The 26503-nt window shown below is 71.2% G+C and carries 22 protein-coding genes and 1 pseudogene; 8 read left to right on the plus strand and 15 right to left on the minus strand.

Annotated features, from left to right (window positions below; all coding sequences use genetic code 11):
• Positions 1–28: 28 nt before the first annotated feature.
• From ANAE109_RS16570 to ANAE109_RS16580, 3 genes are all read right to left on the minus strand, one after another.
• Entirely contained in the window at positions 29–640 is a 612-nt protein-coding gene (locus ANAE109_RS16570; protein WP_012098040.1) for a DUF1003 domain-containing protein, read from the minus strand.
• Positions 641–783: 143 nt separating this feature from the next.
• The gene (locus ANAE109_RS23635) at positions 784–1947 is read right to left on the minus strand and encodes a sensor histidine kinase KdpD (RefSeq protein ID WP_012098041.1); all 1164 of its coding nucleotides are present in this window, start codon (positions 1945–1947) and stop codon (positions 784–786) included.
• Positions 1928–3412, minus strand: coding sequence for an ATPase domain-containing protein (locus ANAE109_RS16580; protein WP_012098042.1), 1485 nt, complete (start codon positions 3410–3412; stop codon positions 1928–1930). The genes ANAE109_RS23635 and ANAE109_RS16580 overlap by 20 nt, the downstream gene beginning before the upstream one ends.
• A gap of 209 nt (positions 3413–3621) precedes the next feature.
• Between ANAE109_RS16580 and ANAE109_RS16585 the strand changes: the two genes are divergently transcribed.
• The gene (locus tag ANAE109_RS16585; protein WP_012098043.1) at positions 3622–3873 is read left to right on the plus strand and encodes a hypothetical protein; all 252 of its coding nucleotides are present in this window, start codon (positions 3622–3624) and stop codon (positions 3871–3873) included.
• On the opposite strand, the gene ANAE109_RS16590 is transcribed toward ANAE109_RS16585, so the two are convergent.
• Positions 3874–4767 carry a LysR family transcriptional regulator gene (locus tag ANAE109_RS16590; RefSeq protein WP_012098044.1) on the minus strand — a complete coding sequence of 298 codons (894 nt, stop codon included), beginning with the start codon at positions 4765–4767 and terminating at the stop codon, positions 3874–3876.
• Between the two features lie 83 nt (positions 4768–4850).
• Here ANAE109_RS16590 and ANAE109_RS25855 point away from each other — a divergent pair.
• A pseudogene (locus ANAE109_RS25855) lies at positions 4851–5195 on the plus strand (class I SAM-dependent methyltransferase); the annotation flags it as partial.
• Positions 5196–5622: 427 nt separating this feature from the next.
• Positions 5623–6051, plus strand: a complete 429-nt coding sequence (locus ANAE109_RS16595; RefSeq protein WP_012098045.1) for a thioesterase family protein — start codon at positions 5623–5625, stop codon at positions 6049–6051.
• A 149-nt stretch (positions 6052–6200) separates the two neighbouring features.
• Here the strand turns inward: ANAE109_RS16595 and ANAE109_RS16600 are convergent, their stop codons facing one another.
• Positions 6201–7394 carry an anaerobic sulfatase maturase gene (locus ANAE109_RS16600; RefSeq protein ID WP_012098046.1) on the minus strand — a complete coding sequence of 398 codons (1194 nt, stop codon included), beginning with the start codon at positions 7392–7394 and terminating at the stop codon, positions 6201–6203.
• Positions 7394–9757, minus strand: coding sequence for an arylsulfatase (locus ANAE109_RS16605; protein WP_012098047.1), 2364 nt, complete (start codon positions 9755–9757; stop codon positions 7394–7396). Before ANAE109_RS16605 ends, ANAE109_RS16600 begins: the two co-directional genes overlap by 1 nt.
• 57 nt (positions 9758–9814) lie before the next feature.
• On the opposite strand from ANAE109_RS16605, the gene ANAE109_RS16610 reads away from it, so the two are divergent.
• The gene (locus tag ANAE109_RS16610; RefSeq protein WP_012098048.1) at positions 9815–11503 is read left to right on the plus strand and encodes a SulP family inorganic anion transporter; all 1689 of its coding nucleotides are present in this window, start codon (positions 9815–9817) and stop codon (positions 11501–11503) included.
• 64 nt (positions 11504–11567) lie between these two features.
• Here ANAE109_RS16610 and ANAE109_RS16615 read toward each other — a convergent pair whose 3' ends face one another.
• The 5 genes from ANAE109_RS16615 to ANAE109_RS16635 all read right to left on the minus strand — a co-directional run bounded on the left by ANAE109_RS16615 (position 11568) and on the right by ANAE109_RS16635 (position 17647).
• The gene (locus tag ANAE109_RS16615) at positions 11568–11990 is read right to left on the minus strand and encodes a hypothetical protein (protein WP_158305904.1); all 423 of its coding nucleotides are present in this window, start codon (positions 11988–11990) and stop codon (positions 11568–11570) included.
• 220 nt (positions 11991–12210) lie between these two features.
• Positions 12211–13092 (minus strand): bile acid:sodium symporter family protein, encoded by an 882-nt coding sequence (locus ANAE109_RS16620; RefSeq protein ID WP_012098050.1) that lies wholly within the window; start codon positions 13090–13092, stop codon positions 12211–12213.
• Positions 13093–13505: 413 nt separating this feature from the next.
• Positions 13506–15113 (minus strand): hypothetical protein, encoded by a 1608-nt coding sequence (locus ANAE109_RS16625; RefSeq protein WP_143828001.1) that lies wholly within the window; start codon positions 15111–15113, stop codon positions 13506–13508.
• Positions 15114–15605: 492 nt separating this feature from the next.
• A complete protein-coding gene (locus ANAE109_RS16630) occupies positions 15606–16271 on the minus strand; it encodes a TetR/AcrR family transcriptional regulator (protein ID WP_012098053.1) in 666 nt (221 codons plus the stop codon).
• Entirely contained in the window at positions 16271–17647 is a 1377-nt protein-coding gene (locus ANAE109_RS16635) for an amidase (protein WP_234945164.1), read from the minus strand. Before ANAE109_RS16635 ends, ANAE109_RS16630 begins: the two co-directional genes overlap by 1 nt.
• 903 nt (positions 17648–18550) lie before the next feature.
• On the opposite strand from ANAE109_RS16635, the gene rnk reads away from it, so the two are divergent.
• Positions 18551–19045 carry a nucleoside diphosphate kinase regulator gene (gene rnk, locus ANAE109_RS25360; protein ID WP_012098055.1) on the plus strand — a complete coding sequence of 165 codons (495 nt, stop codon included), beginning with the start codon at positions 18551–18553 and terminating at the stop codon, positions 19043–19045.
• 727 nt (positions 19046–19772) lie between these two features.
• Here rnk and tal read toward each other — a convergent pair.
• From tal to ANAE109_RS16665, 4 genes are all read right to left on the minus strand, one after another.
• Positions 19773–20912, minus strand: coding sequence for a transaldolase (tal, locus tag ANAE109_RS16650; RefSeq protein WP_234945165.1), 1140 nt, complete (start codon positions 20910–20912; stop codon positions 19773–19775).
• 130 nt (positions 20913–21042) lie between these two features.
• Positions 21043–22422: a DNA polymerase IV gene (locus ANAE109_RS16655; RefSeq protein ID WP_012098058.1), complete on the minus strand. Its 1380-nt coding sequence runs from the start codon at positions 22420–22422 to the stop codon at positions 21043–21045.
• Positions 22423–22495: 73 nt separating this feature from the next.
• Complete coding sequence (gene ligD / locus ANAE109_RS16660) at positions 22496–23482, minus strand: non-homologous end-joining DNA ligase (RefSeq protein WP_012098059.1); 987 nt, start codon at positions 23480–23482, stop codon at positions 22496–22498.
• Between the two features lie 225 nt (positions 23483–23707).
• Entirely contained in the window at positions 23708–24049 is a 342-nt protein-coding gene (locus ANAE109_RS16665) for a DUF2917 domain-containing protein (RefSeq protein WP_041448437.1), read from the minus strand.
• 300 nt (positions 24050–24349) lie between these two features.
• Between ANAE109_RS16665 and ANAE109_RS24950 the strand changes: the two genes are divergently transcribed.
• From ANAE109_RS24950 to ANAE109_RS16680, 3 genes are all read left to right on the plus strand, one after another.
• A complete protein-coding gene (locus ANAE109_RS24950) occupies positions 24350–24517 on the plus strand; it encodes a hypothetical protein (RefSeq protein WP_143828002.1) in 168 nt (55 codons plus the stop codon).
• 686 nt (positions 24518–25203) lie between these two features.
• Positions 25204–25818 (plus strand): dihydrofolate reductase family protein, encoded by a 615-nt coding sequence (locus ANAE109_RS16675; RefSeq protein ID WP_012098062.1) that lies wholly within the window; start codon positions 25204–25206, stop codon positions 25816–25818.
• A 158-nt stretch (positions 25819–25976) separates the two neighbouring features.
• The gene (locus ANAE109_RS16680; protein WP_012098063.1) at positions 25977–26417 is read left to right on the plus strand and encodes an Ohr family peroxiredoxin; all 441 of its coding nucleotides are present in this window, start codon (positions 25977–25979) and stop codon (positions 26415–26417) included.
• Positions 26418–26503 lie beyond the last annotated feature (86 nt).

Consider the following 26503-nt stretch of genomic DNA (forward strand, 5'->3'; position numbering starts at 1 on the left):
CGGTCCGGAACGCCCCGGGTGCCGCCGGTCATTCCCTCCGGGCCCCTCCCGCCGGCCCGCCGGGCGGCGCCGCGGCCGGGGGCGGGTCATCCGGGACGCCCTGCTCCTGGACGCGCTCCATCTCGTTGAGGACGGCCTCCGGCCTCACGTCGCGCTCCAGCTCCGCGAGGTCCTCTGCCTGGGCGTCCTCGATCCCCATGCGCGCCGCGATCGCCGCGACCAGCCGCACCAGGCGCGTCACCTCGTGCTCGGAGAGCAGGCTGATCTGCAGATCCAGGTCCGCGCGCTTCTCCGCCACCGCCGCCATGCGGTTCTGCATGATGAGCACGAAGGTGGAGAGGAAGATCGCCTCGACGGAGGCGGCGGTGGCGAGCTTCACGAAGTCGCGGTCGAACCGGGGTACGCCGGGCACGAGCCCTGCGTTCACCGCGATCCAGAGCGCGACGACGGCGAGGTGGATCCAGACGAAGGTCATGGACCCCGAGAAGCGCCCGATCGCCGCCGCGACCCGGTCGCGCCGCCGCTCGCTCTGCTCCTCCTCGCGCCGGCGGGCGAGCAGCACCGAGATGTTCCGCGCGACGACGCCCGCCAGCCCCGGGCGCTCTCCCGCACCCCCTCGCTCGCCCGCCGCCACGCGCATGTGCCCGTGCGAAGGTTGGCCACGCGCGGGCGCCGGCGCGCCCCCGGCGGACGAGCCGCCCGACGTCGCCCCGAGGTGCGGGCCCGCGGCGGCCGCCTCGGACCCCGGCCTGGCGGAGCCGGCCGAGGCAAACGTTCGCCGGCCTACTTCGCAGCGACCACGCCGGTCGGGACGGGCCGAGCCCGGCGTGGGAGGATCACCTCGAAGACCGTGAGGTCGCTCTCCGGCGTGCGGACGGAGATGTCTCCCCCGTGAGCGCGGACGATCTCCCGCGCGATGAACAGCCCCAGGCCGAGTCCTCTCTCGCGGGTGGCGCTCGAAGCGGTCCGCCTGAACGGCTCGAACAGTGTCGGGAGCACGTCGCTGGAGATGGTCCCGAAGTTCCGGACCCGTGCCCGAACCAGCCCGCCGTCCGTACCCTCCAGCTCGACCGTCGTCGTCGTCCCCCTCGTTCCGTGCTGCACCGCGTTCGCAGCGAGGTTCGATAGAACCTGTGCAAGGCGGTCCGGGTCCCATTCACCGGACAGGTCCCCGGACCCGCGGACCTCGATGGTGGCGTGCGGGTTCGCTGCCTCGATCTCCTGGAGCACCGGGCGGGCGATGTCGTCGAGGTGGGCAGGACGAAGCTGCAGCTCGATCCCGCTGCCCTGCCGCACGCGCGCGAAGTCGAGCAGCTGCTCGATCATCCGGGCCATCCGCTCGGCGGAGTTCAGGATGCGGCCGGCAGGACGAAGCGCCGCCGGATCTTGTGAACCTCGCACGATGGCGTCTGCCGAGAGCTTGATGGCAGCGAGCGGCGTCCGGAGATCGTGACCGAGGATGCTCGCGAACAGCTCGCCGAGCTGGACCGCGCGCTCGAGCTCGTGGTGCAGGTCGCGGATCTGATACTGCCGGCGTCGCGCTCGAACCGCCGAGCGGACCGCGCTCAGGAACAGGGGAACCGGCAACGGTCGTTGCAGGAGCATGACGTTCGCGCGCTCCAGGAGCGCAACCGCCGGATGCGCGTGAGGCGCCCGCCTCGACAGCGGGAACGTCAAGAGCAGGATCGGCAGGTCCGACCAGTGCTCCTGCGCGTCGAGCGCCGACAGCAACGGCTCCGTGCCGCCGTCGTTCAGCCCTTCCTGAGCGACGACGACGGCCCCTGCCCCGCGCCTCATCTCCTGGACGAGCCGGTCGACGTCCTGGCAGCTCGTGCACTGCAGCGACTCACCGGCCGCGAGCTGCTCGGACATCATGTCCGCGTCCCTGCCCGTGGGGGCGAGGATCAGGACGCGCCGTTCCGTCGCGTCATCGCTCAGAGGAGCCACGCTTTGCTCGCAGCGCGTCGGGATCGAGGATCTGCGGTATCCCGGAGAAGATTCCCTGGAACTTGAGGAGCGGCTCGCCGACGACCACGCCGGATGGCTCGAAGCGCAGCTCGCGGATCGTCCGCTCGTGACCCCCGGTCCGCTTCTTCACGACCGAGAGCGCCTGCCGGACCTCGCCGGCGACCTCGAAGTACCGGAACAGCAAGACGGTGTCCGCGATGTAGCTGATGTTGAACGGCGACTCCGAGGAGGCAACGAACCCGTGCTGCGCCAGCGTGAGCAGCGTGGCGACGCCCTTCTCCGAGAGATACGCGAGCAGCTCGTGAAGATGCGCTGCGAGGAACCGCTCCCCGGGCATCGCGTTGATGTAGCCGTTCAAGCTGTCGAGCACGACGATGCGATGATCCTCCTCGACCAGCTGCCGGACGCTGTCGGACAGCTGCCCCGGACTCATCTCGGCCGGGTCGACGGCGCGCACCTCCACGGTTCCGGCTTCGACGTGGCTCCGCAGCGGTATACCGAGCCCGGTCGTCCGGATGAGCAGGTTCGTCGGGCTCTCGTCGAAGCACAGGATCGCACCCTTCTCGCCGCGCGACGCGGCACGGGCCACGAACTGCGCCGCGATCGTCGACTTACCCGTTCCCGCGGGGCCGACGAGGACGGTGCTCGTGCCCCGGTCGAGGCCGCCCCCGAGGAGCCTGTCGAGCTCCGCGATCCCGCTGAGGACCTCGCTGCTCGAGTGCATCGTGCGGTGTTGCGAGGCGACGAGCCGCGGGAAGACGTGCACGCCTCCTGCGCCGATCTCCATGTCGTGGTAGCCGCCGACGCTCTGTGACGCCCTCAGCTTCCGGACGCGGAGCCGACGTCGATCGCCACCGTAGTCGGGGGAGAGCTGCTCGAGCTCCAGGACCCCGCTGACCAGTGTCTCGGCGACGACTCCCTGCCCAGGTTCGGTGTCGACGTCGATGAGGAGCCCGGTGCAGTTCCTGCCGGCGATCTGGTCGCCCAGCCTCAGCAGCGCGCGACGGTAACGGAACGAGTCGTCCGCGAGCAGGCGGATCTCCGACAGGGAGTCGAGGACCAACCGGCTCGGCTGAACGCGATCGACCTGCGCCAGGATCTCCTTCGAGATCTCCTCCAGCTCCACCTCGTGAGGGCTGAACACCGTGTACGCGCCGCGCTGCTGCTCTGCTTCTCCCCGCCGACGCATGTCATGGACTTCGACGCCGTCCGTGCTCCAGCCGAACGAGCTCGCGAGCGCGTCGACCTGCCCCCTCGTCTCCGACAGGCCCAGGTACAGGCACTTCTCGCCGCGTCTCGCGCCCTCGAGCAGGAACTGCAGGCCGATCGTGGTCTTCCCCGTCCCAGGTGCGCCTTTCAGCAGATACAAGGAGTTTCGTATCAACCCACCGTTCAGGATCGGGTCGAGACCGCGCACGCCGGTCTGGACACGCTCGTTTTCCATGATGGTGCGCCTCCGTAGTAGCTACGCGCGGGTCGCGACGCCCCCCAAGGTGGCGTCGGGAGCCTACCAAACGTAGCGGGGACTCCCCCGACGGAAGAGTCCCACCGAAGAAGGGTCTGCCCGCCGCCCCGGCCGGCGTAGTCCCCCGGCGGGTACGCCGGCCCGGCACGGCCTCCGCACATATCTTCCTGCCAAGGAGGGGTGCGACCATGATCGTGCGTCTGCTCGGGCTCGCGTCGGTGGCGGACGCGGCGTGGCAGCTCGTGGACCGCAAGGGCTGGGTCCGTTTCTGGGGAAGGTCGCTCGTCAAGCTGCGCAAGCCCACTGCGAAGGCGAAGGCGCTCGCGGCGGGTGAGCTGCTGCTCGGCGCGTGGCTCGTCCTCGGCCGGGCGCGCCGCCGGGGCACCGGGACGGCAGCGAAGTTCCGCCTGGCGGAAGGTCATCCGATCACCGCGGCCTGATCAGGTCTCGGCTCCCGGGAGCTCGGCCTCGAGCACGAACTCGACGAACGCGCGGGCCGCCCTGGACAGGTACGCTCCCGCCTTCCAGGCGATCCCCGCCTCGATGAAGACGGCTGGCCTGAGCGACAGCGGGATCACGCGAGGTTCGGACTCGGCCGCCATCCGCAGGACGGTCGTGATTCCCCCGCCGCGCGAGGCCGCGTCGAGGAGCAGCGGGACCAGGTCGGACTCGAGCGCAATCTGCGCCTTCAGGCCGCGCGCCTCGATCGCGGCGAGCACGAGGTCCCGCTGGAAGAACCCCGGTCCGAACAGGAGGAGCGGCTCCTTCGCGAGCTGCTCGACGGAGAGGCTCCGGCGGCCCGCGAGCGGGTGTCCTCGGGCGACGCACGCGACGACCTCGTCCCGGAGCAAGCGACGGTAGACCAGGTCCTCGCGTACGCCGTCGCGAGCCACGATCCCGACATCGACGGCGCCCGCCGCGATCCGGTGCTCGATGGTGCGCGCCCCGCCCGTCTCGACGGCGAGGCGGAGGCGCGGGTGGCGAACTCGGAAGGCCGAGAGCACGCCGGGGAAGGCGTACGTCGCGAGCATCGCCGGGAGCGCCACGACCAGCTCACCGCGCACGAGTCCTTGCCGTTCCTGCATCTCCAGCTCGAGTCCCCGAACGCGGCTCAGGATCTCCTCCGCGTGCGCCAGGAACGCACGCCCGTCGGGAGTGAGCGTGACCTGGCGCCCTCCTCGGTTGAGGAGCCTGACGCCCAGCTCCGCCTCCAGGTTCCGGATCGCGGAGCTGAGGGCGGGCTGCGCCACGCGGATCGCGTCGGCGGCGCGCGTGAAGCCGCCCCGGCGGACGATCTCGACGAAGTACGTGCCGGAGGTCCATGGCGTCTCCATCGCGCTACGTTATCGCATGGATACAAACGATATATTGGCGCGATGCACGGCCGGGCGCCTAGGTTGGCGTCGGGAGGCGCGGGATGGCGGAGACGTTCAAGGATCACTTCTCCGGGGTCGCTGCGAGCTACCAGGCCTTTCGGCCCGGATACCCGCCGGCGCTCTTCGACTGGCTCGCCTCGGCTGCGCCCCGCCGGGAGCGCGCGGTCGATCTCGGCTGCGGAACCGGTCAGGCGTCCGTCGCGCTCGCTCGGCATTTCGACCAGGTGATCGCGCTCGACCCGAGCGCAGCGCAGATCGCCCACGCCGCCGCGCACCCGAGGGTGACCTACCGGGTCGCGCCGGCGGAGGCGACGGAGCTCCCGAGCGCGAGCGCCGATCTCGTCGTGGCGGCGCAAGCCCTGCACTGGTTCGCTCCAGCGCGGCTGCATCCCGAGCTGGCGCGCATCGCGCGTCCGGGCGCGATCTTCGCCGCGTTCACGTACGCCCTCTGCCGTGTCGATCCCGCCGTGGACGCGGTCGTCGAAGGGCTGTACCGCGCCACGCTCGGCCCATTCTGGCCGCCGGAGCGCGCCCACGTCGACGCGGGGTACCGGACGTTGCCGTTCCCCTGGCCGGAGCTCGCCGCGCCGCCCCTCGCGATCGAGGAGTCCTGGAGCCTCGACCGGTTCGTCGGGTACCTGGGCACCTGGTCCGCGGTGAGCGCCTATCGCCGGAAGAACGGCGAAGACCCCGTGGCGCTCGTCACGCCGGCGCTGCGAGAGGCGTGGGCCTCCGGGCGAAGCGAATCATCACCTGGCATCTCTTCGTTCGCGCGGGACGCCTCTCGACGTCATCGAGCGGAGGAACCACCGAATGAAGAGCACCCTCGCCCCCGGCGTGTCGCTGACGTTCAGATACCAGGTGCCAGAGACCAAGACCGTCCCCCACGTCTTTCCGGAGTCTCCGCGGTTCGTCGAGATGCCCCAGGTCTTCGCGACGGCGTTCATGGTCGGGCTCTTGGAGTGGGCGTGCATCGAAGCGATGCAGCCGCACCTCGATGGCGGCGAGCAGTCGGTCGGCACGGGCATCTGGGTCACCCACGGCGCGGCGACGCCGCCCGGATTCACGGTCACCGTCGACGTCGCGGTGACCAAGGTGGAGGGCCGGCGGCTCACGTTCTCGGTGCGTGCGCACGACGGGGTCGACGCGATCTGCGAGGGCACGCACGAGCGGTTCGTCATCGATCGCGCGCGGTTCGACCGCAAGATCCAGGAGAAGCTCGCCGCCTCGACCTCCTGCTGACCCGAGCCTCCATCCGGCGCCCGCGCCGTATCCTGAAGAGCTCGATCCGAGTCGAGTCAGTGGCTCGTGGCGATCTCGCGATACCCGCGGCCGCGCGAGCCGGCGTGCGCGCGCAGCTCGAGTCCGAGCACGGGCTCTCGCCCAACTCTTCAAGCGTGCGAGCGCGCCACCTCCGCGAAAGCTCTCCGGACGTCCGCCGCCGGCCGGCCGGCGCGGAGGAGCGCGGCCATCGCCCGCATCGGCCCATCCACGTGCCGGAAGAACGTCCGGTACCCCGCGCAGAGGTAGTTGAGCCCGGGCTCGCCGTCCGGCGTCTCGGCGAACCGGTCCTTGGGGCAGCCGCCGTGGCAGGCGAACCGGACGTCGCAGCGGCGGCAGTAGTCCGGGAGGGTGTCGCGCTTGTCGCTCCCGAACCTGCGCTGCCGGTCCGACGCCACGAGCTCGGCGAGCGGCGTCTCCCGCACGTCGCCGAGGCGGTGCGCGCCGTCGACGAAGTGATCGCACGAGTAGACGTCGCCGCGGTGCTCGAGCACGACGGCGTCGCCGCACGTCTCCGCGAACACGCAGAGCGAAGAGCGGCCCAGGACCCACGACTCGAGCGCCACGTCGAACGCCTGCACGAACACGTCGCCGACGTCCTCGCGGATCCACTCGTCGAAGATCTCGACGAGGAACCGGCCGTAGTCCTCGGCGCGCACGGAGCGCGCGGTCACCGCGCCCGCGCCCTTCGCCTCGTCCCGCTCGACGATGGGGATGAGCTGGATGAACGGCGACACCTCCTCCTTCAGGAAGCGGTACACGTCCACCGGGTACGCCGCGTTCGCGGCGTGCACCGCGGCGAGCGCGTTGAGGCGGACGCCGCGGGCGCGCAGGAGCCGCACGCCGCGCATCACGCGATCGAAGGTCGGACCGCCGCCCCTGTCCACCCGGAAGGCGTCGTGCAGCGCGCGCGGGCCGTCGATGGAGACTCCGACGAGGAAGTCGTGCTCGGCGAGGAACGCGCACCACTCGTCGTCGAGCAGCGTGGCGTTCGTCTGGAGCACGTGCTCGACCGTGGTGCCGGGGCGCCGGTACCGCTGCTCGACCGCGATCGACCGCCGGAAGAAGTCGAGGCCCATCAGCGTCGGCTCGCCACCCTGCCACGCGATGGTGACGGCGCCGTCCCGCCCCGCCTCGAGCCGCTGCCGCACGAAGGCCTCGAGGACCTCGTCGGACATCCGGAACGTCGAGCCCGGATGGAGCCGCTCCTTCTCGAGGTAGAAGCAGTACTTGCAGTCGAGGTTGCAGCTCGCACCCGCCGGCTTGGCGAGGACATGGAACGCCGCTGTCGCGGGCGCGGCCATCAGTCGAACCGGATCTGCTCCTCGAGCCGCTCCGCCGCGGTCGGCTCCGCCGCCTCGCCGAGCTCGAGGTGGACGCGCTGGATGATCCCCGTGAACCGGAACGGGAGGCGATCGCGGTAGCCGCCCCACACCGGCGAGAGCGAGTCCTGCCCCACGTCGAAGCACTCCCCGAACCTGCCGGTCACCTGCTTCTCGACCCGCCCCTCGCCGACGACGCGGCCGTCGCAGAGGAGCCGCACCGTCGCGCCGCCTCCCCGCTTGCGCGGATCGTCGCACCGGAACTCGAGGCGCAGCTCCACGCGGCCGGCCGGGAGCGGCGCGTCGGAGACGACGTCGTACCGATCGTAGTCGAAGCGGTTGTAGTGGTAGCGGAGCCGGCCGCCGTCGACGAACAGCGTCCACCCAGAGCAGTCCCCGCCCATGCAGGCGAGGACGCCTTCCGCGCCGCCCTCCGGGAGCTCGGCCATGACCGTGAGGACGTGGTCCACGTTCGCCGTCCGCGGCGCGCTGCCCTCCGGCAGCCGCACGAGGCCGGGATCGAGCACCAGCCGGGTCCGCCCGGTGAAGAACCCGGGGCGCAGCGACGGATCGGACCGCTCCACGAAGCGGTCGTCGAGCGGCAGCACCCCGTGCTTCGCGGCCTCGGCGAGGAACAGGTCCCGCAGCTCGCGCAGCTTCTCCGGATGGCGCGCCGCGAGGTCCTCGGCCTGGCTGAAGTCGTCGCGCAGGTCGTACAGCTCCCAGCGGTCCTCGGCGAAGTCGGCGCTGCCGCTCGTCTCCCACGGGAGCCGTCCGTGGCGGCAGGCCGCGAACCAGCCGTCGCGGTACATGCCGCGATTGCCGAGCATCTCGAAGTACTGCGTCTCCTTGCGGGTGGGCGCGTCCGCGTTCAGCCGGTCGAACGTGTAGGCCATGCTGACGCCCTCGATCGGCTTCTGCGTCACGCCGTCGACCATCGCCGGCTCCGCGATCCCGGCCACCTCGAGCAGGGTCGGCACCACGTCCACGACGTGGTGGAACTGGAACCGCTTCGCGCCGCGATCCGCGATCCACGCGGGCCAGCTCACGACGAGGCCGTTGCGCGTCCCGCCGAAGTGCGAGGCGACCTGCTTCACCCACTGGTACGGAGTGTCGCCCGCCCACGCCCAGCCCACGGCGTAGTGCGGCCAGGTCCCGGGGAGCCCGATCTCGTCGATGCGCGCGAGGGTCTGCGCGAGCGGCGGCTCGACGCCGCTCATCGACGCCGTCTCGTTGATCGTGCCGTGGAGGCTCCCCTCCGCGCTCGAGCCGTTGTCGCCGAGGATGTAGAGGAAGAGCGTGTTCTCGAGCTCGCCGAGCGCCTCGAGCGCCTCGACGAGGCGGCCGACCTCGAAGTCGGTGTGCTCCTGGAAGTCGGCGAAGTTCTCCATCTGGCGCGCGAAGAGCCGCCGCTCCTCCGGACCGAAGGAGTCCCAGGCCGGCAGCTCCGCGGGGCGCGGCGTCAGGCGCGTTGCGGGGGGGATGACGCCGAGCTCGAGCTGGCGCGCGTGGACGAGCTCGCGGCAGCGGTCCCAGCCCATGTCGAACCGCCCCGCGTTGCGGCCGCGCCACGCGAGCGGCGGCTGGTGCGGGCCGTGGACGGCGCCGGGCGCGAAGTGCACGAACAGCGGTCGCTCCGGCGCGATCGCCTTCTGGCGGCGCATCCAGGCGATGCAGTCGTCCGCGAGGTCCGTGGTGAGGTGATACCCCTCCTCCGGTGTCCTCGGCGGCGCGACGGGCGTCGTGTCGCGATACAGCGCGGGATAGAACTGATCCGTCTCGCCGCCGACGAACCCGTAGAAGTAGTCGAAGCCACGCCGGCTCGGCCAGTGGTCGAACGGCCCGGCCGCGCTCGTGTGACCATCGGGCACGTTGTGGTTCTTGCCCCACCAGCCCGTCGCCCAGCCGTTCTGCGACAGGATCTCCGAGATCATCGCGCAGCTCCGCGGGATCATCCCCGAGTAGCCGGGATAGCCGGTCGCCATCTCGGCCACGACACCCGTCGCGGCGGAGTGGTGGTTCCGGCCGGTGAGCAGCGCCGCGCGCGTCGGCGCGCACAGCGCCGTCGTGTGGAACGCGCAGTACTGCAGCCCTTCGCGAGCGAGCCGCTCCGCCGTCGGCATCCGGCAGAGCCCCCCGTACGCGCTCGACACCGCCCAGCCGGCGTCGTCGAGCAGCACGATCACCACGTTCGCCGCGTGCGGCGGCGCCTGCTCGGGCGCCGGGTAGTCGGGGCGCGAGTCCTCGTGCGTGAGGCCGATCTTCGCGCCGGCGAAGCGGTGCTCCGGCTTCGGGTAGACCTCGCGCTCCACGTGCCTCGGAAAGCCGTTCTTCTCAGCCGCCATGCTCGCACTCCCCGCCGGCTCCCGCCGTGCCGAGAAGATAGGTTGGAGCGAGCGCCCATGCGAACGACCACGCTGCCCAGGGATACGCTCGCCGGCCTGCTCAACGCGGTGGTGAGCGTGCCCGACGGGCTCGCCTCGGCGGCGCTCGCGGGCGTGAACCCCGTGTACGGCCTGTACACGAGCATCGCGGCGCCCCTCGGCGGGAGCCCGATCGTGAGCGCCCAGCTGATGCAGATCGCGACGACGAGCGCCGCCGCGCTCGTCGCCGGTCAGGCGGTCGCAGCCCAACCCGCAGAGCGCCGCGCGGAGGCGATCTTCCTCCTCGCCATCGTCGCCGGGCTGTTCCTCGCGGTCTTCGGCCTCCTCCGGCTCGGCCGTCTCGCCCGCTTCGTCTCTCACGCGGTGATGACCGGCTTCCTCGCCGGCGTCGCGGTGGTGCTGATCCTGGATCAGCTCGCGCCCCTCGTCGGGTTCGCCGCTCGGGGACGCAACCCCGTGGGCGAGCTCGCGAACCTCGTCGCCAACGTCGACCGGTTCGACCTTCGCACCGTCGTGGTCGGCGTGCTGGCGCTCGCCCTCGCGTCGGGGCTCGGCCGCACGCGGCTCGCGACGTGGTCGTCCCTCGTCGCGCTCCTCGTGCCGACGATCCTGGTCCTCGTCGCGGGGTGGGAGAGCGTGAGGCAGGTCGAGGACGTCAGCCCGATCCCGCGCGGCCTTCCGCTCCCCGCGCTCCCGCGCCTCGATCTCGTCTCCGCAGAGCTGATCGCCTCGGCGTTCGCGCTCGCGGTCGTCATCGCGGTCCAGGGTGTGGGCGTCAGCCAGACGGTGGAGAACCCCGACGGCCGCCCCGTCGATGCGTCGCGCGACCTGCTCGCACAGGGGGCGGCCAACGTGGCGAGCGGGCTGCTCTCCGGGATCCCCGCGGGTGGCTCGGTCGGGCAGACCGCGCTCAACGTCGCCGTCGGCGCTCGGAGCCGCTGGGCGGGGATCCTGTCGGGCGTGTGGATGCTCGTGATCGTGCTGCTCGTGCCCGGGCTGGTCGGCCTGGTCCCGATGGCCGCGCTCGCCGCCCTCATGATCGTCGCGGGTCTCGGCGCGCTCGACCTGCGCGAGGCGCGGTCGATCTGGGCGACGAGCCGCGCGGCGCGCTGGGCGATCACGGTGACCTTCGCCGCGACGCTCGTGCTGTCGGTGCCGGCTGCGGTCGGGGTCGGTGTGCTCCTGTCGATCATCCTGCACCTCGCGTCCGAGAGCGACGTCACGGTGCGGGCGCTGGTGCGGCTCCCCGACGGCCGGTTCGCGGAGGAGCAGCCGCCGCCGCGCCTCCCCAGCGAGGAGGTCACCGTGGTGCACGTGCAAGGCAGCCTCTTCTTCGCCGGCGCGCGGCGCCTCGAGGAGGCGCTCCCGAGCCCCGCGGGCGCGGTCCGCCCGGTGGTGGTGCTGCGGCTCCGGGGAAGGACGCGCATCGGCGCGACGCTCATCGAGGTGCTCGATTCGTACGCCGACGAGCTCGAGGCGGTCGGCGGTCGCCTCTACCTGAGCGGCGTGGAGGGCGCCGTCCGGGATCAGCTCCGGCGCACCGGGAAGCTCGATCTCGAGCGCGTGGTGCGCGTCGTTCCGGCGACGACGATCCTCGGCGAGTCGACGGCGCAGGCCCTCGCGTCGGCGAGCGCATGGCTCGGGCGGAGCCGCGCCCGGCGGCCGCGCGCGGGCAGAGCAGCGTCGAGCCCGCCAGGCCGGCGGTGACCGCGAGCCCGCGCGGGCACCCGCGGCGCTCGAGCGCGAGCGCCGGCGCCGCGGCGCCGCCATCTCAGTGAAAGAGGGACTTCACCAGGATGATGAGCGCCCCCGTCGCCGTCGCGATGGCTCCGCTGCCGATCGCGAGCGGCCAGGTCTGCTGAGCGACCCGTCCCACGCGCACTCCGAACAGATAGAGGAGCGCCAGGTCCGTCCACTGCCCGACGTCGATCGCGGTCTCGACGGGGAGGAACCCGAGCGCCGAGATGAGCAGCACGACCGTCGGGGGCTGCGCACCGAGCATCACCGGCGCGACGACGCGCCAGATGCCGCGGAGCTCTTCGCGAGAGAGCGGCCGGCGATGCGCCAGCATCTCGGCGATCCATTCGGAGTAGGCCTCCGCGAGGGCGATGCCGAAGATCGCCCCGAAGAGCGTCACGGACGCGCGGAGCGGGGTCGGCGGGTGCTCCTCCATCGCGACGAGGAGGGCGAGCACGGTGAGCAGGCCGTAGATCGCTTTCGCGGCGAACGGCGCGATCCACGGCTGCGTGTGGGCGTGAGGGGGCTCCGTGGGAAGCGTCCGCGCCCCTGGCCTCCTGAGCCTGCTCCGGTTCACGAGCCGCAACGGTGCGCACGGTGGTGGCGAGCGCGCGAGTCATCGACCGGCCACTCACGCGCCATGTCGGCCGTCGGTCCTTCTGCCTTGCGAAGCTTGCCTAGGTGGTCCGACGGCGCGGGATCCAGGGCCCCGCGTCCCCCCGGGCGCGCTTGCGCAGCACCTTGGCGACCGGGAACAGCACGCCGAGCGCCACGAGCGACGAGGTCACCACCATCACGAGCGTCCGCGGATCGTGGAAGCTCTCGGAGGCGACCACCGTCGCCGCCGCGATGTTGCGCTGCGCGGTGGCGAGCCCGAGCACGCCGCGGCTCTCGTCGCTCGGACCGCCGAACCCGTAGCCGACGACGAACGCCAACGCGACCAGCAGCAGCGCCGCGAGGATCGCGCCCGTCCCGAACACGTCGAGGATCGCGCGCAGGTTCAGGACCACGACCGTCGCGACCATCACGACGAGCGAGGCGCTGGACAGCTTGCCGAGCGCCGGCCTGACGCGCGCCGCCCAGCGGGGCGAGCGCCCGCGTACGAGGAAGCCGACCGTCATCGGCACGAGCATCGTCAGCTCCAGCGGCCGCGCGATGGCGACGGCGTCGACGTTCGCGGCGTCCGGTGCGGCGATCGGCACGAACACCGTCATGAAGACGACGGTGGCGGGGAGGAGGAGCAGGAGCAGCGTCGCGCTCAGCGCGACGTCGTGCTCGGCGTGCTCGGTCAGCTTGACGAGGAACGGCGCCCCTGCCGCCATGCCGATGAGGATCAGGCCGATCTCGAGCGAGCGATCGAGTGACAGGTATCCGGCCACGCCCACGGCGATCACCGGGACGAAGACGAAGTTCGGGACGAGCACGCGAAGGACGATCCGCACGTCGCGGAGCGGCGCGACGATCTCGCCCAGCGAGTGTCCCAGCCCGAGCGACAGCATGCTGGCGGCGGCGAAGACATAGACCGTCGCCCCCGAAAGGCGTGAGAGGAGCTCGGTCATTCGCCGATGAGGTGCGCACCGGCGCGGGGCCGGACAAGGCGTGGCCGGCGCCGCGCCCGTCCGCCGGACGGCGTCGTGCGGCTCGGCGCGCCGCCGGCGTCGAGCGACCGCGGCGCGACGGTCGAGTTGCTCCGCTCACGGACCGTGGCCGCGCGCGATGGACCGCCTGGTCCTGGGCGAGCTGCCATCCGTGACCTTGACGGACCCATCCGCCGCGCGCGGTGATCGCGTCGCGCAGCGCCGCGGCGCGTTGACGGAACGCTCGAGCTCGGGCCAGCTCTACCGGCGTACGCGGCGCCTTCGACGGCGGCGCCTCGAGCGTGCCTCTGAACGGTCAGCACGGGACGCCCGCAAGTATCCGGCGATCTGTGTGCGCTCCACCGGGGTCGCCCGCATGGTTTGCCGCTCGGGCTCTACGGCGGGCAATCACCCGGGTCCAGCCAGATCAGGCGCGGTCGCAGCAGCGTCTCGGCGCCGGCCTCGCCCGGATCCGCCCCTCGAGCCGTTCCGGGCTTGATGTAGTTTCGCTGGATGAGGTTGATGACCTCGTTCGCCGGAACGTCCGCTTCTGCGATCTCGAAGCACGGTGCCTTCTTCCCCGCCGGACACCGGCGCGCGAGATAGAAGGCGTACAGCTTGTCGCCGCCGGGTACGCCGAACGCCGCAGCCGACCGCGCCAGGTCGAGCTGCGACAAGTTCTTGACCCCTTCCATGACCGCCTGTCGGTTCACCGACATGCTCACGTAGGTCGCGTTTCCGGTGGCCGTCGCGAGCGCGCCCACGACGGCGACGGCCTTCGGAGATGGATCGAGGCTGAACTGAGGGCTGATCCGGTACGTGTCGGTGTCGAGCGTATCCCCGAGACAGTTCATCGGCCGCTCGAGGCAGTGCTGGCCGATGAGGTCGACGTCGAGGTACGGGACGATGAAAGGCGTGAACGGCTTGGCGCAGCCCGGCGAGCTGCCCCAGTCGGCGATGACCGCGGGGACGAGTGCGTCGAGGGCCGGCCGCAGCGGCTGCTCCGAGATCGCGCTCCGCGCGTCGTACGCAGGGGTCGCGTAAGGACGGATGGCGTCCGGCGCCTTCATGTCGCGCACGCGGAGAACCGCCAAGGGAAGCTCCTGCCGCCAGAGGTCCCCGGCCACCTCGTCCTTCGGCAGGGCATAGCGGACGATGGTCAGGAGGTCATCGGCCGAGGAGTGCAGGCCGAGGCGCACGAGCTCGGGTGCGACGGGCTCCACGAAGACGTGCTGCGCCGGGATGTCCGCACCGTCGTGCAACGCCGCGTTCACGGCCTCCTGCATCGACTCGTCGGGCGTGACGACGATGAACCGCTCCTGGTCCCAGGGGGGCTCGCCGCGCCCAGCCATCACGATGTGGTTGTTCGCGTCACCGATGCTGGAGAAGACGACCACGCGCGATGGATCCGGCGCCGTGTCGAACAGCAGGTCCACCATCGGGGAGAATCTCTCGTCCAGCCACTGGTACACCTCGTCGGACGTGTCGATCGCGCCCGCCCTGGTGAACACGTACGACTGGACGCCGAAGTACGCGCCCTCGGGCGGAAGCTTCGCCAGGATGACGATCGCCTCTCGCTCGGCGAGGCGGTAGGTCGCCGCGTATCGGCGCGGCACGGGCCCGAACAGCGTCCGCGTGGTCGCGTCGACGTACTCGTCGCGCCACAGCGGGAGGACGGGCAGGATGTACGGGGCCGTCGGGTTGTTGCCCAGGCAATTGCCCATGACGTCGATCGCCCACTGACAATCGTCGATCCCGAACGTCTTCCAGTACCCGCGTGCCACCTCGTACCCGCGGTGCTCGAGCACCTTCGTGACGGCGTGCACCTTCCGCTCCAGCGCGCGCGGGAGATCGTTGACGTGGGACGGCGCGCCCCACGCGCCGGCGGACACGAACAAGGTCGTGGCGAACGCCGCGAGCTTCAGCGACCGTGCTGCCATATTCCCTCCCTTGGCGAAGACCGTCGCCGCTCTTCCTGCCGAGGCTCCGACCACACGGATCACGCGTCCCCGCTCCGCGCGGGTCGACGGGTCTGAGAGGGTGGTCCGGATTCCCGGGTGCTCCCGGGTGCGACGCCCTGTTCGAGACCTGATCGGGCCGATACGGAATGGTCGGAATCGAACCGTTGGTCGCGGCGCCAGGCCGCGGGCGTGACGCCGAACGCCTTGCGGAACGGGCGGATGAAGTGGAGGCGCGACACCGACTCGGCGAGCGCGGACCCAGGCGATCCACGCGCCGATCACGCACGGATCCCACGCCGCACGCGCGCGTGCACGCGCCGCAGTCCGTGCACGCCGAGGCGTCTCGGACGATTCGGAGCGGGGGACGCGCAATTGCTTGCTAATCCAAGCGGGCTAGCGAATGGCGAAGAAACATACGGGCTTGGTGCGCGTGCGGCGCCATCGAGTTCGCCCTCTACTCCCATCGCACCTTCATCGCCGCCTGCGACTGCTTGGTGCCGGAAGGCCTCCGGCGGTCACAAGCGCAAGCCCTACTCAGCGACCCCTCGAGCGTCCCGGCGCGCTCTTGGACGTCCTGCCCCGCCGCGGATCACCTCGCACCCAGCGGGCGAACCCGTGTATCCCAGGGACCTGGTAGCTCCAGAACGCCTCGATCGCTTCGCGCAAGCTGCGCTCGTCGGGGTGGTCCTCGAGGAGCGCCGCGAGTGATCGGCGAGTGCTCTCGAAGATCTCCGTGAGCACCTTCCGGGCGACGCCGGTCGCGCCACGGCCGGCGCTCGCCTCCAGCTCCGCGAGGGTGGACGCGACCAGCCGCTGCACGAAGCGTTCTCCGAACCGGGCGTAGGCGGTCCCGGCGGCGCGGTCCAGCAGGATCACCACCGCGAGCCGATTCTCGACCCAGAAGCGAAACATCTGGTCGCCGAGGTCGTCGGCGCCGCGCCCGCCGGCGGAGAGAGCCGCGCTCAGCGCGTGCACGCGCCGGTCGAGCAACGACTCGAACCGCTCCGCCAGCTCGGGTGTGACGAGGGTCTCGAACAGCTCGCGCTTGCCCGCGAAGTAGCGGTAGGTGCTCGCGGTCCCGACGCCCGCGCGCTCCGCGATGGCGATCATGGTCGCGCCCTCGTAGCCGCGCTCGGCGAACACCTCGAGCGCGGCGCCGAGGATCCGGTCGCGGACCTCGTCCTTGAGAACCTGGGGCATCAGGCGTCGAAAAGCCGCGGATACGAGAACGGCGCCCAGCGATCGCGCCACGGCCGCGCCTCCTCGAGCTGGTACGCGAGTCCGAGCAGCAGCGCGTCCGCGCCCCGCGCCGCGGCGAAGTGGACGCCGACGGGGACGCCGTCGTCGCTCCAGTGGAGGGGCACCGACATCGCCGGGCACCCGGCGACGTTGTGGATGGGGGTGTAGCCGACCGAGCGCGCCGTGCGCCGGATCAGCTCCTCCCTAGGCAGCACGGGCGAGAGGTGGCCGATGCGCCACGGCCGGGTCGCCAAGGTGGGGCTGAGCACCGCGTCGAAACCACGGGTGGCCGCGACGTAGGCCTCGGTCGAGGCCGCGAAGACCCGGCGAGCCCCGGCGAGCGCGCCGGCGCCGCGCCGAGCGAGCTCGTCCGCGAGCGCCCAGGTGAACGGCTCGAGCTCGTCGTGCTGGACCGGGTGCCCGCGCATCCGGTCGACCATCTCGAGGAGCGCGGCCACCGCAGAGCCCGCCACGAGGAAGAACGCGTCGCCGAGGGCTGGCCCGTCGACGGCCGGCGGCACGACGGGCTCGACCTCGTGCCCGAGCGAGAGGCAGAGCGCCACCGCCTCGTCGTGGGCGCGCCGCACCTCGGGCTCCGGCTCGTCATCCATCAGCGTCCGGGTCCAGGCCGCGATCCGGAGCGCTCGGGCGACGGGCGCCTGCACGTAGCCGACGGCGGGAAGGGCGCCGTCGGGGTCCTCGGTCACGGAGAGGAACAGGGCGCTGTCCCGCACCGAGCGGCTGATGCAGTGGTCGGAGACCAGCGCGCTGAACTCCGAGGGCAAGCTCGCGGGGACGCAGCGGTCCCGGCTGGGCTTGAAGCCGAACAGGCCGCACACCGAGGCCGGGATCCGGATCGAGCCGCCCGCGTCGTTTCCGTGTGCGAACGGGACGATCCCGGCGGCCACCGCGGCGGCCGCGCCGCCTGAAGACCCCGACGCGGACAGCGAAAGGTCCCATGGATTGTGGGTGATGCCCTCGAGCAAGGTCTCGGTGCTGCCGAGCAGCCCGAGCTCGGAGGTCGCGCTCTTGCCTACCGTCACGAGCCCCGCCTGGTCGATGCGATCGACGTAAGGCACGCCCTGTGGTGCCACGTTGTGGCGGAAGAGCCGCGCCCCCACCGACCAGCGCAGGCCGGGGTACGGCGTCGCATCCTTCACGAGGAAGGGGACGCCGGAGAATGGGCCAGGACGGAGCCTGGCCGACCGGGCGCGCTCGAGGTCGACCGTCGGAATCGCGCGCAGCAGCGGGTTCAGCGCCTCGCAGCGCTCGGCGAAGGCGTCGAGCAGCTCGGACGGCGCGACCTCGCGCCGGGCGACGAGTTCGGCTTGGGCCACTCCGTCGAGACGGCCGAGCGCGCGCAGACTTCCCATGCTGCACCTCCCGGATTGAATCGCGAATTCTATATTCCCGTTTCGCGGCTGCGTCAAGGCTCTCCCGCGGCGCTCGGTACCGGCACATCTCGCCGTCGCGCCGCCCGAGGTCGAGCGGGAGCGCGGCCTCGCTCCTCGGAGCGACGGCCACCGCTCTTGACCCGCCCGGCGGGCACCGGGGCTGCCGGAAGTCCGGCACGCCCGCCGGTCTCCCGGCACTATTCGTCTTCTTTCCCGTGCGACGGTCTCCCGGAGGCAGAAACATGCATTACGTAATTTAAGAACGCCGGCCCTTCTCTTGGTGGTCGGCGAGACCTCCCCCGTCTACACAGCTGCCGCCGAGGTACTGCATTCGTCGCTTCCGAACAGCCGCCTCGTCGTCCTGCCCGGGCAGCCGCACGATGCCGCACTCACCGCGCCCGAGCTCTTCTTGCAGCAGGTCCTCGACTTCCTTTCTGGGTGAGCCGCAAGCCGATTCGCGATGCGCCTCGCAGAGGTCGGATGCCGCCGCGCGCCGCCTGACTGCGTGCGGGTTGACCGCGTGAGCGCCGCTCCCTAAATTGAATGTACCGTGTTCGTGTCGAGCATCGTCCTGGCGTCGCGCGCCACAGCCACGGGCCTCGCCCGCAGGCGCGCGTGTGCGCGCGATACGGCCTGCCTCACGTAGCGCCTCGATCCCCCAGCAGCTCCAGGTCGAGGCGCCGTCCCCCGGATCCACCCCCACCGCGTACCCGTCGTGCGCTCCGGAGGCGCGGGACGCCCTCGCCACGCGCGCCTCGATCCGGAGCCGCGCGGCGGGCTCACCGTCCAAGAATGGGTGCCGCACATCGTTCCCTTTCGGCCGCGCGCCGGACGAGAGGAGGAGTCGTGTCGAGGAGAAGCGTCGTGAAGGACGATCGAGGGTACCTCGTGGACGTCGTCGGCGCCTTGCGCACGGACCGGCTGCTTCTCACGGAGCAGGACGCGGCGCGACTGCGGGCGACTCTCGCCCGGGCGTCGCTCGAGTCCATGGCGTCGGCGGACGCGCGGGGCGAGAACGCGGTCGAGCTGCTCGCGACGGCGCTGCGCAGCGCGATCGTCGTACCGCCTGACCGCATACCCGCCGAAGTCGTGACGATGCGCTCGAGGCTCGTCCTCGAGGACGTCGCGAGCGGCGCGCGTCGCGAGGTGGTGCTCGTGTACCCGGAGGAGGAGCGGACGCACGAAGGCCATGTTTCGGTGCTCTCCCCAGTGGGCGTCGCGCTGCTCGGTCTCTCCGAAGGCGCGCTCGTCGGGTGGCCTCTCCCGAGCGGACGCACCGCGGTCCTGCAGGTCGAGTCGGTGCAGTACCAGCCCGAGGCCGTTGAGGAGTTTCACCTGTGAGCGCTCCGGGAACCTGGGAACGCGTCCTCGCGTCTCCGCCCAGGACGCGCCCTATCGCATGAGGAATCCCGCGTCCGCCGGTCGCACGCGATCGCCGGAACCCGAGGATGAGCCGGACTCCACGAGGGCATCGCCGCGGGCGGCTCCCTACAAGCAGTGAGCAGACCCCGCTGGAGGAACTCGATGACGCACCGACTGATCTCGTTGCTGGTGTTCGGGACCACCACGCTCGCAGGGAAGTGATCGAGCGGCCGGAGCAGGTCGGGCGTTCCGACCTCATCATCGAGAGCCATCGCGGACGCGGTCTCGCGAGGTGGCTCATGCAGTGCATCCTCGCCCACCCCGATCTCCAGGGGCTGCGCCGGGTCATGCTCGTCACGCACGACCCGAGGCTCTACCTGAAGGCGGGCTTCACCGCGTTGAAGGAGCCCGAGACGTACATGGGAGATCCTCGATCCGGACGCATACGCGCACACGCCTGCGCCCGGCGAGAGGGAGTGACCCCCTCGACTCGCTCGGTTGGGAGCACCATCCAGCGTCGCAGGTACCGGCGCGAGGCGGGCGAGTCCTCCGCACGGCGGAGGGCGCGGTCCTTCAAGAGATTGCAGGACGTGTCGGAGGGAAGACATGGACCGCATCGTGATTGATCCGCGACTTGCTCGCGCGCTGCGTTCGGCCCCTGCGGCGAGGTCGAGGAGCCCACCATTCCGAGCTGGATTGGCACTCCTCAGTGAGCGGTCGGCGCGCCGAGGTGGGCGCGCCGCGCGTCGATCGTGGCGAGGAGCTGCTGGAAGGGCTCGGCGAACTTCCGGACGCCCTCCTCGAGGACCGCGTCCGTGACCGTGTCCATCGAGATCCCGAGCGACTCGAGCGCCGCGAGCTGGGCGCGGGCCAGGCCTATCTCATCCTCGAGCGTGTCGCGCACCGTGGCCCCGCGGCGGAGCGCCTCCAGGGTGTCGGGTGGCACCGTGTCCACCGTCTCCGGGCCGACGAGCGCCTCGACGTACAACAACTCCGGGTAGCGCGGATCCTTGACGCTCGTGCTCGCGAAGAGCACGCGCTGGGGGCGGGCGCCGCGGGCGGCGAGCGCCGCCCAGCGCTCGCTCGCGACGAGCTCCTTGAAGTCCTGATAGGCGAGCTTCGCGTTCGCGATCCCGGCCTTGCCCCGGAGCGCCTCGATGCGACCGCGCTCGCCGGGGTCGGCCGCGCCCCGCGCCTTCTCGTCGAGGCGGCGGTCGACGAGGGTGTCGATGCGCGAGACGAAGAAGCTCGCCACGCTCGCCGCCCGCGAAAGCGCCTCTCCTCTCCGCGCCCTCGCCTCCAGCCCAGCCATCCAGGCCTCCGCCGCCTGACGGTATGCCGCGCGCGAGAAGAGCAGCGTGACGTTCACGTTGACTCCCTCAGCCGCCAGCGCCTCGATGGCGGGCATGCCCTCGGGCGTGCCCGGGACCTTGATGAACACGTTGGGCCTCGCCAGCGCCTTCCAGAGGCGGCGGCCCTCCTCGATGGTCGCTCTCGTGTCGAGGGCGACGAGGGGGGACACCTCGAGGCTCGCGAAGCCGTCGCGCCCGTCCGTCTCGTCCCAGACCGCGCGCATGAGATCGGCCGCCGCCCGCAGGTCCTGGATCGCGAGCGCCTCGTAGATCGCCTTCGCGTCGAGGCCGCGCGATCCCAGCGCCGCGATGTCGGCGTCGTAGTCGGCGGTCCCCGCGATCGCCTTCTCGTAGATGGCCGGGTTCGTGGTGAGGCCGCGGACGCCGTCCTCGACGAGGCGCGCGAGCCCTCCCGTGCGGATCAGGTCCCGCTTCAGCCCGTCGTACCAGAGGCTCTGGCCGTGACGAGCGAGCTCGCGGATCGGGTCGATCATGTCTGCCTCCATTCAGCGCGCGCCTCGGTCATAGCGCGGGAGGGCTGCCAGAGCACGTAGGCGACCGCGTCCACCCGTCTACTCGGCGGGCGGGCCGGTTCAGCCGACCCGAGGCGTGCCCGCTCGAGGGCTAGCCCTTCGATCCGCGTGGCAACTTGTTCGAGCTCACCGCCGGGGGAGTGGAGGGCGCGCGCGGCCTCGGCGCGGGCGCATGCATGCTCGCCGCGTGGAAGGCGCGCGCCTCGTCGGGCCGACCGCGCCCGGTCGCCAGCGAGACCGCCGCGAAGCCGAAGCGGGCGCGGATGCCGTCGACGACCGCGCCGACGCGCTCGTTGCGATCGAACAGCGGGAGCTGCTCGAACGTGCCGAGGCTCGAGAGCTGTACGCCGAGCAGGCGAATCGGCAGCGACCGTGTCCGCGCCGCAGCGAACATCTCCTTGACGATGGGGTAGAGCTCGAGCTCCGAGTTGGTCGCCATCGTCGTGTGCGAACGCGTGAGCGTGTGGAAGTCGGCGTAGCGCAGCTTGAGGGTCACCGTGCGGGCCTTGACGTGGCGCCTGCGCGCGCGCCAGCAGACCCGCTCGCACAGACCGCACAGCACCGCCTCGATCGACGCCGGGTCGGTCACGTCCTCGCGGAAGGTCCGTTCGTTGGAGATGCTGCCGACGGTCTCACCCTCGGGATCGTGCTCGGCGAACGCCGGGCGCTCGCGGCAGAGGTCCCCCGACCCCAGCCCCTGCACGCCGCGTGAGATCGACGCCGCCCACGCGCCGAAGATCGTCTGCAGATCCGCGAGGGAGGCCTCGGCGACCGCCCCCAGCGTCTGGTAGCCGGCGGCGTGCAGCTTGGCCTCGGCGACGGGACCGATGCCGGGGAACGACCGCACCGGCAGCGGCGCGAGCACGGCCCGCTCGACGCCTGCGGGCACCAGCATCACGCCGCGCGGCTTGGCCAGCGCCGACGCCACCTTGGCCACGACCTTGCTGGTCGCGACCCCCGCGCTGGAAGGAAGGCCGAGCTCGTCGAAGATCGCCGTGGTCAGCTGCAGCACCGCGCCCTCGATGATCGCGTCGCCAGCGCGGTCCTCGGCGCCGTTCTCGCGGGCGGCGCCGGCGGATCGGTAGAGCCGCTCGCAGCCGGAGAAGTCGAGATACATCTCGTCGATGCTGGCGACCCGAACCGTGGGCGCGAAGCGACGCGCGATCTCCCGCACGCGCTCGGCGTAGGTGCCGTAGACGTCGTGGCGCGTGGGCAGGTAGATCGCGTTCGGCGCGCGCTTTCCGGCCTCGAAGAGCGACATTCCCGACTTCACGCCCAGGCGGCGGACCTCGTAGCTGGCGGCGGTGACCACGCCGCGGCTCCCCGGCTTTCCGCCGACGACCACCGGTTTGCCTTCCAGCGTGGGATCGAGCAGACGCTCGACGGACACGAAGAACGTGTCGAGATCGAGGCAACAGATGCGCGGCGCCGACAGCGGCCGCGCGCGCGCCAGGTCCGACGCCATCCCCATGAGCGGGAGGCTAACTGATCATCCGTTCAGGATCAAGCGAGGGGGGCGGCATGTCCGACCTGCGCCGATCGAGTCAAGGCTTCCTCTTCGATGCAGCCTTCCGGGTCGGCTTGCGGGGTGCCTTCCGCGACACCGGGCGGCGTGTCGACGCAGCGAGCGCCTCGCTCCAGTCCGCGTCCGTCAACATCGTTCGAAGCTTCGCCATCGCCTCGCGCAGCGAGCACCGTCGCTCGTCCAGGCCGGACCAGAGCTCGCCCACTTCGCCGACGCGCGCCGCCATCGTGCGCAGCGTGAACGTCCGCGGGCCGACGGTGCCTCCCTCGAGCTCGGCCCACGTGCAGGGCGCCGAGATCGGCGCGCCCGGCCTGGCACGGACCGCGTAGACCGCGGCGAACGTCGCGCCCGGCACGTTGCGCCCGGTGTCGACGAAGATGCGGTCCCCACGGTCGGCCTTGATGAACTCCAGCGTCAGGAGGTGCGGGTGGCGCTTGACCAGCGCCGCGCCCGCGCCCTGCGCGAACCGCCACGCGCTCTCGGCGTCGCCCTCGCCGTCGAGCGGAACCAGGATGTGGAACCCCTTCGAGCCCGAGGTCTTCACGTAAGACGGCAGCCCGAGCTCGTCGAGCAGCTCGCGTACCGCCAGCGCGGCCGTGCGCAGCGCCTCCGGATCCTCCGCGGAGGGATCGAGATCGAACACGCACAGGTCCGGCTGATGGAGCTTCGGTACCCGCGAGATCCAGACGTGCGGCGTGATCGAGTTCTGGTTGGCGAGCCAGACCAGGGATCGCGCATCGCCGACCAGCGGATAGTGCACGGACTCGCCCGCCGGGTCGGTGCGCTTCTCGACCTCGACGCGCTCGAGCCAGCTCGGAAACCCCTTCGACACGTCCTTCTGGATGAAGCCCTTCTTCTCGATGCCGGCGGGGAACCGCTCCATCGTGATCGGGCGCCCGCGAACGTGCGGGATCATCAACGGCGCCACCGCCTCGTAGTACGCGCACAGCTCACCCTTGGTGATGCCGGAGTCGGGGAACAGCACCTTCTCGGGATGCGTGATCACGGCCCACCCAGCGCCTCGCGCCAGTCATCTCCTGCTCTTCAGCTCGATGGAGATGGTTTGCGAATCAGCGCTCGTGGGCTAGCCGAGCTGCTGCGGACCGGCACGCGCCTGAAGGGGCTCGCCGAGCGGCGCATCCGGCTCGAAACGCCCTCACGACCGTGGCGACGGCTGCGTGCGCTGCCGTCCACGTCCGCGAGCTCCTGCTGCGTGATCGCCCCGCGGGCCTCACGTCGCGCTCAGCGAACCGGCGCTCGCTGAAGCGCGCGGCGTGGACGCCGGGACGTTGCTCGACCGCTCGAGGCCGTGCACCGAGATGGTGGCGTCGGTGAACGCCCAGGCGACGGCGAGGCCGCGGCCGGCCAGGACGAACGCCTCGCCCTCCTCGAGGAGGTGATCCTCGAGATCGCCCGCCTGCGTGACGAGCACGGTGCCGCGCGCGACCCGCACGACGAGGGCGGGATCCCCGAGGGCGGGATCCCCGCGTGGGAGCCGCATCGCCGAGTTCTCGTCGAGGTGCCACGCTCGACCGATGGACGGGGTCACGCTCGCCTGCTTCCGGTTGGGCATCGTGCATCCTTTCGCCTGCACCGCCGTGGGCAGCGGCGCTCGTGCCCGCGGTGCAGGTGGCGCGCCACCCCAGCTCCCCGCTGTATTCCGCAGCGCCCGTTGGAAATCCGGTGCGCTCGCCCCGAGCCGCCAGCGCGCGCCACGCCGGCGTCGTTGAGCAGACTGCGCATCGCGTGAGCGAGTGAGTGGGTCCGCGCGCGCGCGCGGGTGGCGCTACGCAGGGGGCACGGTCCTTGCTCGTCGATTCGACCGGCGACGGACGCAGCAAGACGGCGCGGGTTGATCGACGAGCTTCGGCTGATGGTCGTGCCCGTGGTCCTCGCCGGAGGGAAGGCGCTCTTCCAGAGCGTGAGCGGGCGACATCCGCTCGAGCTGCTGGAGACCCGGACGTTGCAGTCGGGGCTCGTCCGTCTCCGGTACCGATGGCGGGACCGAAATGCCCCTGAGATGGCGCAGGCCACGTCGTGACACGGGATCGGCCGCGGGGTAGCGCTCTGCCACGGGCGCGCGACGGCGGAGGCGCACCATGACGATGCGGACGCGGGCGTTGCAGACCGCACGGGGAACGCTGTGGGCCAGCTTGGTCCTCGCCGCGGGTGCGGCGGCGATCTCCATCCGAGCCCAGGCGGAGCCCTCGCGGACCCGGCCGGCCGGAGTCGAGCAGCCGTCGGTGACGATGGAGCGCTTCCTGGCGCCCGGCCCCGAGAGCGCGCGGCTGTCGCGTCAGGTGGGACGCTGGGATGTGGTGATGACGATCCGGCCCTCGCCTGACGCGGCCCCATCGTGGCGAAAGGCCTGGTCGCCGAGCGCACGATGATCGGCCTTTACCTCCAGGAGATCATGAAGCCGGCGCCGGGCTCCGGCGTCCCGGACTTCCAACGGATCGACTACCTGACCTACGACGCCGTGCAAGCGCGCTGGGAGTACGTGTCGCTCGACCCCAGAGCCCCCATCGGCATCATGTTCGCCAGGGGATTCTCGACCGACCCCGCTCGCAACGCCGTCTCGCTTGGGGCGCGACCGATGGACGTGTCCCGGCCGTCCGGTCGAATGCGTGGGACCCTTCCAATGGCTCGTCGGGAGGGCATCTCTTCCGATCCGCGTCTGTCGAATCGGGCCGGGTGTGGTTCGTACTCTTGGTGGAGGTCGAGCGTATGCCCAAGATCGTCGTGAATGCATTCGTGACCCTGGACGGCGTCATGCAGGCTCCCGGCGGCCCCGACGAGGACCGCGAAGGTGGCTTCGCGCACGGAGGCTGGCAGGCCCCCTACTTCGACGACGATGGGGGACGGCTGGTCACCGAGGGGATCTCCGACGCCGACGGCTTTCTGCTCGGGCGCAAGACCTACGACATTTTCGCCAGCTACTGGCCCAAGGTGACCGACCCCAGCAACCTCATCGCGACCGCGCTCAACTCGCGCCCAAAGTACGTGGTGTCGCGCAGCCTCGAGCGCGTCACCTGGAACAACTCCAGCCTGATCAATGGCGACGTGGTCGCCGAGGTCCGGAGGCTCCGGCAGCAGCCGGGCCGGGCCGTGCATACCTGGGGCAGCACCGGCCTGCTCCAGACCCTGCTGAAGAACGACCTGATCGACGAGTACCGGCTGTTCATCTTCCCGGTGGTGCTCGGGTCCGGAAAGCGGCTCTTCGGCAGCGGTACGGTGCCGGTGGCGCTCAAACAGGTGGAGTCGGTCACGACCGGCAAGCGCGCGACGTACCTTCGGTTGGAGCGCGTCGGGAAACCGGAGTACGGGCAGATCGGCACCTAGATCGTTTCGTGCCCAATCCGTTCGTGCGATCCGGTGTCGGTCGTCGCTGCACGCGGCAGTGATGGTCCGGATCCCGCATCGCGCGAAGGTCGACGTGACACGGCGGGGGGCCCTTCGAAGATCCTCTCGGCCGCGGAGGAACCAGCACAGGAGGCACCATGACGAGGCCGGCATATCGCACCACCGCGCGGGTGACGGGCGGTCGCGCAGGCGGGAGAGGAGCCATCGAGGGCGGCGAGCTCGCGGTCGAGCTCCAGCTACCGAAGGAGCTCGGCGGACCTGGCGGCGCAACGAATCCCGAGCAGCTGTTCGCGATCGGGTACGCGGCCTGTTTCGAGACCGTGCTCGGCATCCTCGGGCAGCGCATGAACGTCGCTGCCGACGATGCCGTCATCGATTCCACGGTGGCGTTGATCCCGATCGAGAATGGACGATTCAAGCTCGGCGTGGAGCTCGACATATCATTGCCATCGATCGCCGATACGCAGCAGGCGGCCGGCCTCGTACGAAAGGCCCATGACATCTGCCCATACTCCAGCGCCGTCCGCGGAAACGTCGAGGTAGCGCTCGTAGTAAATGGCGCTCCCCTCGGCGACTGAGGCCTTCCACCCCAGTGGCATCGCTTTCCGGCGGTCGTCCCATCGAAGGCGCTGGACGATTCGTGATGCAGCGGGCGGTGGCCACG

The sequence above is a fragment of the Anaeromyxobacter sp. Fw109-5 genome (assembly GCF_000017505.1).
Lineage (GTDB): Bacteria > Myxococcota > Myxococcia > Myxococcales > Anaeromyxobacteraceae > Anaeromyxobacter.

Coding starts and splice junctions, on each gene's coding strand:
- ANAE109_RS16570 (WP_012098040.1), bottom strand. CDS start 640: ATGCGCGTGGCGGCGGGCGAGCGAGGGGGTGCGGGAGAGCGCCCGGGG.
- ANAE109_RS16580 (WP_012098042.1), bottom strand. CDS start 3,412: ATGGAAAACGAGCGTGTCCAGACCGGCGTGCGCGGTCTCGACCCGATC.
- ANAE109_RS16585 (WP_012098043.1), top strand. CDS start 3,622: ATGATCGTGCGTCTGCTCGGGCTCGCGTCGGTGGCGGACGCGGCGTGG.
- ANAE109_RS16590 (WP_012098044.1), bottom strand. CDS start 4,767: ATGGAGACGCCATGGACCTCCGGCACGTACTTCGTCGAGATCGTCCGC.
- ANAE109_RS16595 (WP_012098045.1), top strand. CDS start 5,623: ATGAAGAGCACCCTCGCCCCCGGCGTGTCGCTGACGTTCAGATACCAG.
- ANAE109_RS16600 (WP_012098046.1), bottom strand. CDS start 7,394: ATGGCCGCGCCCGCGACAGCGGCGTTCCATGTCCTCGCCAAGCCGGCG.
- ANAE109_RS16605 (WP_012098047.1), bottom strand. CDS start 9,757: ATGGCGGCTGAGAAGAACGGCTTTCCGAGGCACGTGGAGCGCGAGGTC.
- ANAE109_RS16610 (WP_012098048.1), top strand. CDS start 9,815: ATGCGAACGACCACGCTGCCCAGGGATACGCTCGCCGGCCTGCTCAAC.
- ANAE109_RS16620 (WP_012098050.1), bottom strand. CDS start 13,092: ATGACCGAGCTCCTCTCACGCCTTTCGGGGGCGACGGTCTATGTCTTC.
- ANAE109_RS16630 (WP_012098053.1), bottom strand. CDS start 16,271: ATGCCCCAGGTTCTCAAGGACGAGGTCCGCGACCGGATCCTCGGCGCC.
- tal (WP_234945165.1), bottom strand. CDS start 20,912: ATGATCGACCCGATCCGCGAGCTCGCTCGTCACGGCCAGAGCCTCTGG.
- ANAE109_RS16655 (WP_012098058.1), bottom strand. CDS start 22,422: ATGGGGATGGCGTCGGACCTGGCGCGCGCGCGGCCGCTGTCGGCGCCG.
- ANAE109_RS16665 (WP_041448437.1), bottom strand. CDS start 24,049: ATGCCCAACCGGAAGCAGGCGAGCGTGACCCCGTCCATCGGTCGAGCG.
- ANAE109_RS24950 (WP_143828002.1), top strand. CDS start 24,350: ATGGTCGTGCCCGTGGTCCTCGCCGGAGGGAAGGCGCTCTTCCAGAGC.
- ANAE109_RS16675 (WP_012098062.1), top strand. CDS start 25,204: ATGCCCAAGATCGTCGTGAATGCATTCGTGACCCTGGACGGCGTCATG.
- ANAE109_RS16680 (WP_012098063.1), top strand. CDS start 25,977: ATGACGAGGCCGGCATATCGCACCACCGCGCGGGTGACGGGCGGTCGC.